This is a genomic window from Anaerotruncus sp. 1XD42-93 (assembly GCF_009917605.1).
Lineage (GTDB): Bacteria > Bacillota > Clostridia > Oscillospirales > Ruminococcaceae > Anaerotruncus.
On the sequence record NZ_QZEG01000202.1, the window covers coordinates 1 to 790 of the forward strand.

The following is a 790-nucleotide window of genomic DNA, read 5'->3' on the forward strand; positions in this document are numbered from 1 at the left end:
CCTCACAGCCCATTTCCTCAAGCAGCTTTAACAGCGCGTCAAAGTCTGCCGGTTTCTGTTCCAACGCCTGGTCAATCATCATGCGGAGCTGTTCCCGGTGGGAGGGCTTTGCCCGGTCCCCCAGCCACTTGTTATAGCTTTTTCCATGCGGTTTTGGGTCCTCTACAATGGAATAGCCGTTTTCAATGCAGATGGTATCATTCAGCCGCCGGACCGCGCGGGTACTGCCCCAGAAGTTTCGGAATTTCCGGTCACAGTTCACATTGACTGCGTTCCAGATGATGTGGTTATGGATATGGGACTTGTCGATATGGGTGCAGACCACAAAGGCGTGATTTCCCTTGGTGAACCGTTTGGCAAACTCCACGCCCAGCCGGTTGGCTTCTTCCGGGGTAATCTCGCCGGGGACAAAGGACTGCCGGACATGGTAGGCCAGCACATCGTCCGCGCCCCGTACCCGCCCGGTGGTGGAAATGTACTCCCGTTTCGCCAGCAGAAACTCGGCGTCGGCTACCCGGCTGTCACACGCAAAGCCGGTGACGAGCCTGCCGTTGTCTGTCTTTTGTGGGTTGGCTACATAGTCGATAATGTCACTGACCGCTTGGCTTTCGGTGCGGCCCTTACCGGTGTGCAGCGGCATGATGCGTGTGGTTGCCATATCAAACACCTCCTACTGTTCTTAGGGTCTGTTCACACAAACGAAGATATGCTATAATAAGGGAATGGAACTGAAGAAAGAACAATACGAACAAATCGCAGAGTGCTTTCCGAAACAGCGGAAACCAGCAAA

At 54.2% G+C, this 790-nt stretch carries 1 protein-coding gene; it reads right to left on the bottom strand.

Features of this window, described 5'->3' with window-relative positions; genetic code table 11:
• On the bottom strand, nt 1-658 hold a 658-nt coding region (locus D5269_RS18020), incomplete at its 3' end, for a relaxase/mobilization nuclease domain-containing protein (RefSeq protein ID WP_166545250.1).
• Between the last annotated feature and the right edge of the window lie 132 nt (nt 659-790).